Genomic DNA, 7,653 nt, shown 5'->3' with positions numbered 1-7,653 from the left:
GTTTGGCACCTCGATGTCGGCTCATCGCATCCCGGGGCTGTAGCAGGTCCCAAGGGTTGGGCTGTTCGCCCATTAAAGCGGTACGCGAGCTGGGTTCAGAACGTCGTGAGACAGTTCGGTCCCTATCCGGCGTGGGCGCAGGAAGTTTGAGGGGAGCCGTTCCTAGTACGAGAGGACCGGGACGGACCGACCGCTGGTATGCCTGTTGGGGAGCAACCCCATGGCAGGGAAGCCAAGTCGGGAAGGGATAAACGCTGAAAGCATCTAAGCGTGAAGCCCCCCCTAAGATGAGACCTCCCGCGCGTAAGCGTTAAGACCCCTTGAAGACTACGAGGTTGATAGGACGCAGGTGTAAGTGCAGCAATGTACTAAGCCAGGCGTTACTAATAGGTCGAGGGTTTAACCAGAGGCTGGAGCATGTGGATTTTGTCTGATATGCGGTTTTGAGGGTACGGGGATGTTTATAGAAGAATAGCGGCCCCATGGTCAAGCGGTTAAGACATCGCCCTTTCACGGCGGTAACACGAGTTCAAATCTCGTTGGGGTCATTGCAGTTTTATCTGCATATGGAGCTTTAGCTCAGTTGGTCAGAGCAATCGGCTCATAACCGATCGGTCCCGGGTTCGAGTCCCTGAAGCTCCACTTTATCTAAATCCGATTATTGGAAGAAATTTCAATAGTCGGGTTTGGTTGTATCATAGGCTAAATTTTAGTCTATGAATTTTAATTTACATAATTTATTTCGCTATTCCTTGATAGCTCAGTCGGCAGAGCATGCGGCTGTTAACCGCAGTGTCGTAGGTTCGAGTCCTACTCAGGGAGTTTTGGCCCAGTGGCTCAGTTGGTTAGAGCGCCGCCCTGTCACGGCGGAGGTCGTCGGTTCGAGTCCGATCTGGGTCGCTTTGCTTAGGCAATTGCTATATGCCGTAGTGGCGGAACTGGCAGACGCCCGGGACTTAAAATCCCGTGGGTAGTGATACCCGTACCGGTTCGATTCCGGTCTACGGCACTGGTGTGAGTCTTGAAATTTTATGATTTCAGGACTTTTTTGCTTATTATGGCTTATTGATGGAAAGAACGTAGAATATATTTTACAGAAAGAGGGTTTATATATGTTCAGGATTGAAGCTGAAAAGATTGATATGAATAAAACTGCGGACAGCGGGCAGATATTTAGATTTAATCGTATAGGTGAAGACAAGTTTGAGCTGATTGCTTCAGATAAACTCCTATATATAAAAGAAATAGAAAATGATGCCGGAAGTCTTTCTCATTATGAAATCAGCTGTACTGAATATGAGTATAAGAATTACTGGGAAAACTATTTCGATTTAAAGACGGATTATTCAGCATTTATAAAAGACATTCCCAAAGATGATATTTTTTTAAATAAATCAGTATCCTATTCCAATGGTATACATATATTAAATCAGGATAAATGGGAGATGCTTATATCTTTTATAATCTCACAAAGAAAGAGTATATCTGCAATTAAAACAAGCATAGAAAAATTATGTTGTATGTTTGGTAAGCAAATTGCGGACGGCAGATATGCATTTCCTACACCTGAGGCTCTTGCGTGTGCGAATTTGCATGAACTTAATGCATGTTCACTTGGCTACAGGTCGGAATATATTTATGAGGCGGCTTCACTTATAGCTTCCGGGAAAATTGTTCTTGATAAACTTGATAAATTAAATGACAAAGAACTTATTGAATCACTTATGAGGTTTAAAGGTGTAGGAATTAAAGTCGCAAATTGTGTGGTTCTTTTTGCTTACCACAGAATAGGTGCTTTTCCTGTAGATGTATGGATTGACAGGGTGATAAAGACATATTACAATGGCAGCTTTCCTATTAACAGATATAAAGGATATGCAGGAGTAATACAGCAGTATATATTTTTTTATGCAAGAAATAAAGATAGGAACATATAGAAAACAGCAATTCAATATTTGATAAAAAAATGATATAATATATCTTGCTAGAGCATTTATTTTTGAAGGGAAGTATTGGTATTATGAGCTATGGTTTTGTTAAAACTGCGGCAGTAACTCCCCATATAAGGGTTGCAGATCCGCAGTTTAATGCAGACAGGATAATAGAGTGTATTAACGAGGAATACAGACATAAAACACAAATCATTGTTTTTCCTGAGCTTGTACTTAGTGGTGCTACATGCGGAGATTTGTTTCTGCAAAAAACTCTGTTAAATAGCGTTAAAATACAACTCAAAAAAATAGCAGCTGCAACCGTGGGAAATAAAGCACTTGTAATTCTAGGTTTGCCATGGGAAAGTCGGGAGGCAGTGTATAATGCGGCAGTCGTCATTAGCAGCGGAAAAGTTTTAGCTATAATTACAAAGCCGTATTTGTCTGAAAGTGAACAGCGATTTTTCAGCAGGTTTAACTTAGGTTGCTGTATTGATAAGTATAAAGATGATTTTTTCAGCAACGAAATTATAATTGGTGAAAATATACTCTTTACAGCTGTAAATAAATTTCAAGAAGCTTCGGAGGATACTCCATTTCTCTATATATCTGAATTTAAAATAGGTGTAATCTTTGGTAACAATATTTTCCTGCCTGACAGTTTTATAAAAACCGGTCTGCATGCTGATATAATAGCAAACTGTATGGCAGTTAATGAATCGGCAGGGTTTGATGAATATATGGAAACTATGAATAAGGCAAGAACGTATTCATGTTTAAATGCTTGTATTACTGCTAATGCCGGTTTAGGTGAATCTACTCAGGATTTTGTATTTTCAGGCAGAAATCTTATAGTTGAGAGAGGAAAAATCAGGGCGGTAGGAGAAAAATATACAGATAAACCTATAAGAGCGTATATAGATACTGAATGTATAGCTGCAGAAAGAAGGCGGCTTATAAAAAAACTAAATACATTACAAAACTCTGCAATGACTTTAAATGAAAATAATAACGGCAGCTTTGTATGTATAAAATATGATGCAGATACTCAGGCTGAAAATGATATAAAGACGCCTACACTTAATAGTATAGATCCTATGCCGTTTATTCCAGATGATGATAAAACAAGGATTAAAAGGTGCAGAGATATTCTAAATATACAGGTATACGGTCTTATTAAAAGAGTAAAGCATATAGGGATTAAAAAAATTGTATTAGGTATATCAGGAGGTCTTGACTCTACACTTGCAATAATTGTATGTATCAAGGCTTTTGAGGCGTTAAAGTTTGACAAAAAAGATATACTTGCAGTTACTATGCCCGGATTTGGAACTACTGACAGAACCTATCGGAATGCATGCAGACTTACACAAAAACTTGGAGCTTCACTTGAAGAAATAAGCATAGTACATTCAATGATACAGCATTTTGATGATATCAGATATGACATAAATAATCATGGCAGTGTTTATGAAAATGCCCAGGCGAGGGAAAGAACACAGATACTTATGGACATAGCAAATCGTGATAATTCACTTGTAGTAGGCACAGGAGATTTGTCGGAGCTTGTACTTGGATGGGCAACTTATAACGGTGATCATATGTCAATGTATGGTGTAAATGCTTCGGTTCCAAAAACCTTAATAAGATATATAATTAAATATTACGCAGAAAATGAGGCTTCAGATGAGATAAAAGATATTCTTATTGATATACTTGATACTCCGATAAGCCCTGAACTGCTTCCGGCAAAAGAGGGAGTAATAAGTCAGAAAACGGAAGATCTTGTAGGTCCCTATGAACTGCATGACTTTTTTATTTATAACATATTAAGATTTGGATTTACTCCACTGAAGATATATTATCTTGCTGTTAATGCATTTGATAAAAAATTTGAAAAAGAAGAAATATTAAAATGGCTTAAGGTATTTTACAAGAGATTTTTTACGCAACAGTTTAAAAGATCCTGTCTTCCTGACGGACCTAAAACGGGGAGTGTAGGGATTTCACCCAGGGGCAGTCTTATGATGCCCTCCGATGCTTCATATAATGCATGGATTAGTGAACTTGAAAAAATATCACTGAAGTAGGATTATTGCAGTTCGCTGCTTTAAGACTGCATATTAAAATATAAAAAATTATAATTTATATACACAACATTAGGGATAATATATGATTACTTCAACATCAAATAAAAATATAAAAGAAATTACGGCTCTTATTAAAAAGTCTTCATACAGGAAGTCGGAAGGCTGCTATGTAGTTGAAGGAATAAAGATGTTTAAGGAACTGCCTGATAAATATATAAAAAAGATTTATATAAGTGAAAAATTGTATGACAGGCTTTATTATTCATCTGAAGTTAAAAAGAGCAATGTATCTTCGGTTTTATCAGCTTGTGATAAAAAGCATAGGGCAGTGAAAAATGCCGCAAAGTCGGATGATGAGCTTAAAGCAAAGCTTGACAGACATGGTTTTGAAGTATTAAAGCAGCATGTTTTTGAAAGTACATCTGAAACCAGCACTCCGCAAGGGATTCTTGCGGTTGCATCAAAACAGGAATATACTCTTGAGGGAATACTTAAAAGGCAATATGCAAGTGCGAATATTGACGGTGCTTTAAAGCTTTTAGTATTGGATACAATACAGGATCCCGGAAATCTTGGGACTATAATTAGAGCTGGAGAAGCGGCAGGTATTGACGGTGTAATTATGGGGCGTGGAACTGCTGATATTTACAGCCCCAAAGTAACCAGATCAACAATGGGTTCATTATTTAGAGTACCTTTTATATATACAGATGATCTCCTTTTGACAGTTAAGGATATAAAAAAAGAAAATATAAAGATATATGCTGCCGAGAAGGATGAAGGAATTAATTATGACAGAGCTGACCTTATAAATGCAGCCGCACTTATTATAGGCAATGAGTCAGGAGGAATAAGTGATGATATATTGAAGGAAGCTGACAGTCTTATAAAGATTCCTATGACGGGCAGTGTTGAATCACTTAATGCGGCAATAGCTGCTTCAATACTTATGTTTGAAATCACAAGACAGCGGAGAGCGGTATGATAGATTTTAAAAAAAAGAATAAATCAAAAGATATTGATTTTATTATGGATATACTCCATATAGTTGCAGGAGTGCTTATAGTTATACTATCTGTAATTGCATTTTTATCGCCTGAAGAACATCTGCTGTTTTTTCCGGCAATATTTTCACTTGCAGGTGTAATGCATTTTATGTTGTGGTTCAGGAAGTATAGAGAGGCACAGGGGATTAAAAAGAAAATTTTAAGTTTTGTTTATTTCGTACTTGGAATTTTTTATACAGGCATTGCGGTAGTTGAGCTTATAACTATGTAGTTAAACATATTTAAAATTATAAATAAGGTGGCATATGCTAAAAGATGAAATCTTAAAGATATTGATTAATAACCGAAGTTCTTCTGAGAAACAAAATAATAAATATATCGGAAAAGCACCGGGTACTTCGTGCTGCAACAAATTAGAAGTCGGACAATATAAGGCACAGGATTGTGATTTTGATGTATCTGAAAGTGATAAAATTGAATTTACCAAAGGTAATTATATATCCGGTGCCGCTATATGTTCAAAGCTTGGAGTAAGTCGAACTACAGTATGCAGAATGGTTAAAAAACTTAAAGATGAAGGCTATAATATAGAATCATCAACTAAGAAAGGGTATAGAATTATTGAAAATACAGTATGTCAATCTGACATGTTAAATAAGGCGGAACTTGAACATGAGTTTATAAAGGCAGGACTTTATAAACAGAATGATTTTGAACATGAAGGTGAGAAATACATTCAAAAATCTGAATTTAAAAGTTTGAAAATATTTTATACTGATGAGATTGATTCAACAAATACATGGGCAAAGAAGCTTGCTGAAGAAAGCGGTATTAAAACTATTGTTTGTATAAGTGCCTCACAGACAAAGGGCTACGGCAGGCATGGAAATACATGGGTATCTCCTCATGGTCAGGGTATATACTTAAGTATTGTGTTACACCCTGAAATTTGTACTGATAAGCTGCCTGTAATAACACTTGCGGCAGCACTTGCCGCAGCAGAAGCAATAAGAGAATGTTCAGGTGTAAATGCTCTTATAAAATGGCCAAATGATATAGTTTTTGAAGGTAAAAAACTTGGAGGCATACTTACCGAAATGGCTGCCGATATGGATGGGGTCAGATATGTTGTATGCGGTATAGGTATTAATGTAAATAATGATACGTTTAAAGACGGAAATCTTGAGTATGCGGTTTCATTATTTAATATAACAAAAAAGAAATATTCACGCAAAAAACTGATATGTGATATAACAAATAAATTTTTAAAATATTCAGATGCAGTTTTTAAAAGTGGAAATTTGCAACCTATAAAAGAAAAATATAAGTCTCTGCTTGTGAATATCGGGAAAACCGTAAGAATTTCAGAAAAAAAGGGTGAATTTGAAGCGCTTTCTGAGGGAATTAATGATGAAGGTTGTCTTATTGTATTAAAAAACAATAATGAAAGAGTATGTATAGTAAGCGGGGATGTAAGTGTAAGGGGAATTTATGGATATGTATAATATAATAAAGTTACAGAAGGTTTATTTAAATAACTGCCGGCTGCAAATTTTGTAAGTATATAAGCATCAAAAATCTTTATTAAATTTTAAACTTATATTCTGTTAATTAGCAATATAAAAATGTACTATAAAAATGTACTATAAAAATGTACTATAAAAATGAAAGGTCCATATTTATGAAGATTATAAATTTAAAATGCCCGCAATGCGGGGCAGAGCTTGAGGTGCATGAAGAAGGGCTGGTTAAGTGCAAATTTTGCGGCAGTACTTTTTATGCCGAGGCGGATAAAGCACCTATAACCATGAATACTACCATAAATAATTTTAATACGGCTACTTCTTCATACAATACAGCAGAGGCAAAAAATAAAGCTATGAAAATAGTCGGGGCGGTAATTACAGGATGCACAATATTGTTATTCTTTGTTATATATATGATGATACAGCCTGTATCAGGAGGAAAATTAAAATATTCGGCAGACCGGCGGGAAACTGCAATTACAAATAAACTTGACAAATATTATACAGACAACAAAAAAAGCAGCCAGGAAAAAAAATATACCGGTTCAGGACTTGAAGATATATCCTTTTTAAGAGAAAAAAGCTATATTACAGAACTTGAGCTTACAAAGTGCGGTATGATAACAGATTATTCAGTGCTTAATAATATGCCTAATATTGAAAGTTTGACACTTAAAGAGGCATCAAACTTAGATAATTTAAATTTTTTAAGCAGTATGACTAAGATTAAAAATCTGAGTATTGAAGGAAGTGAGATTGAAGATTTATCACCGCTTTCAAATAAACTTTCACTTACTGCACTTGAGCTTTACAACAACCAAAAAATACAAGACTATACCGCCGTTACAAGTCTTAAATCATTAAAAAAGCTTTATATAAACTCTGAAGATAGTGCAGTTATTCCTGATATATCAGGTCTTAACTTTCTTACTGATGTAAAAATAAATGAAAAGTAAATAAATAACTGCTATATAAAAACGGCAAATTAATTGTACACACGTTGATAAAAATAAAAAAATGCTTTATATTAAATATGTATATGATATACAAAATTGAAAGGGACATAAGCTTTAGTAATATTTCATTTACACTGAAATGA

At 35.5% G+C, this 7,653-nt stretch carries 6 protein-coding genes, 5 tRNA genes and 1 rRNA gene; all 12 read left to right on the top strand.

From position 1 onward, the window contains the following. Positions 1-407: ribosomal RNA gene (locus tag HMPREF9333_RS09755) — 23S ribosomal RNA — on the top strand; the annotation flags it as partial. Positions 408-476: 69 nt separating this feature from the next. After that, positions 477-548: transfer RNA gene (locus tag HMPREF9333_RS09750), tRNA-Glu, on the top strand. Positions 549-568: 20 nt separating this feature from the next. Further along, positions 569-642 (top strand) — tRNA-Ile (locus HMPREF9333_RS09745). Between the two features lie 107 nt (positions 643-749). Next, positions 750-822: transfer RNA gene (locus HMPREF9333_RS09740), tRNA-Asn, on the top strand. Positions 823-826: 4 nt separating this feature from the next. After that, positions 827-900, top strand: a tRNA-Asp gene (locus tag HMPREF9333_RS09735). A 23-nt stretch (positions 901-923) separates the two neighbouring features. Continuing rightward, a tRNA-Leu gene (locus HMPREF9333_RS09730) sits at positions 924-1,009 on the top strand. Between the two features lie 103 nt (positions 1,010-1,112). Then, the gene (locus HMPREF9333_RS09725) at positions 1,113-1,937 is read left to right on the top strand and encodes a DNA-3-methyladenine glycosylase family protein (protein WP_005541685.1); all 825 of its coding nucleotides are present in this window, start codon (positions 1,113-1,115) and stop codon (positions 1,935-1,937) included. An 83-nt stretch (positions 1,938-2,020) separates the two neighbouring features. Continuing rightward, positions 2,021-4,021, top strand: coding sequence for an NAD(+) synthase (locus HMPREF9333_RS09720; protein WP_005541684.1), 2,001 nt, complete (start codon positions 2,021-2,023; stop codon positions 4,019-4,021). A gap of 82 nt (positions 4,022-4,103) precedes the next feature. Next, the gene (locus HMPREF9333_RS09715; RefSeq protein ID WP_005541683.1) at positions 4,104-5,006 is read left to right on the top strand and encodes a TrmH family RNA methyltransferase; all 903 of its coding nucleotides are present in this window, start codon (positions 4,104-4,106) and stop codon (positions 5,004-5,006) included. Continuing rightward, on the top strand, positions 5,003-5,299 hold the full coding sequence (locus HMPREF9333_RS09710) for a DUF6637 family protein (RefSeq protein WP_005541682.1): 297 nt from the start codon (positions 5,003-5,005) through the stop codon (positions 5,297-5,299). Before HMPREF9333_RS09715 ends, HMPREF9333_RS09710 begins: the two co-directional genes overlap by 4 nt. A gap of 34 nt (positions 5,300-5,333) precedes the next feature. After that, positions 5,334-6,533, top strand: coding sequence for a biotin--[acetyl-CoA-carboxylase] ligase (locus HMPREF9333_RS09705; RefSeq protein WP_005541681.1), 1,200 nt, complete (start codon positions 5,334-5,336; stop codon positions 6,531-6,533). A 176-nt stretch (positions 6,534-6,709) separates the two neighbouring features. Beyond that, positions 6,710-7,510: a hypothetical protein gene (locus tag HMPREF9333_RS09700; RefSeq protein WP_005541680.1), complete on the top strand. Its 801-nt coding sequence runs from the start codon at positions 6,710-6,712 to the stop codon at positions 7,508-7,510. Positions 7,511-7,653: the final 143 nt, after the last annotated feature.

Source organism: Johnsonella ignava ATCC 51276 (genome assembly GCF_000235445.1).
GTDB lineage: Bacteria > Bacillota > Clostridia > Lachnospirales > Lachnospiraceae > Johnsonella > Johnsonella ignava.
This window is presented reverse-complemented; position numbering and strand designations above follow the sequence as displayed.

Bases quoted from the DNA above. Each gene is read 5' to 3' on its own strand.
- HMPREF9333_RS09725 (WP_005541685.1), top strand. From the start codon at position 1,113: ATGTTCAGGATTGAAGCTGAAAAGATTGATATGAATAAAACTGCGGAC.
- HMPREF9333_RS09720 (WP_005541684.1), top strand. From the start codon at position 2,021: ATGAGCTATGGTTTTGTTAAAACTGCGGCAGTAACTCCCCATATAAGG.
- HMPREF9333_RS09715 (WP_005541683.1), top strand. From the start codon at position 4,104: ATGATTACTTCAACATCAAATAAAAATATAAAAGAAATTACGGCTCTT.
- HMPREF9333_RS09710 (WP_005541682.1), top strand. From the start codon at position 5,003: ATGATAGATTTTAAAAAAAAGAATAAATCAAAAGATATTGATTTTATT.
- HMPREF9333_RS09705 (WP_005541681.1), top strand. From the start codon at position 5,334: ATGCTAAAAGATGAAATCTTAAAGATATTGATTAATAACCGAAGTTCT.
- HMPREF9333_RS09700 (WP_005541680.1), top strand. From the start codon at position 6,710: ATGAAGATTATAAATTTAAAATGCCCGCAATGCGGGGCAGAGCTTGAG.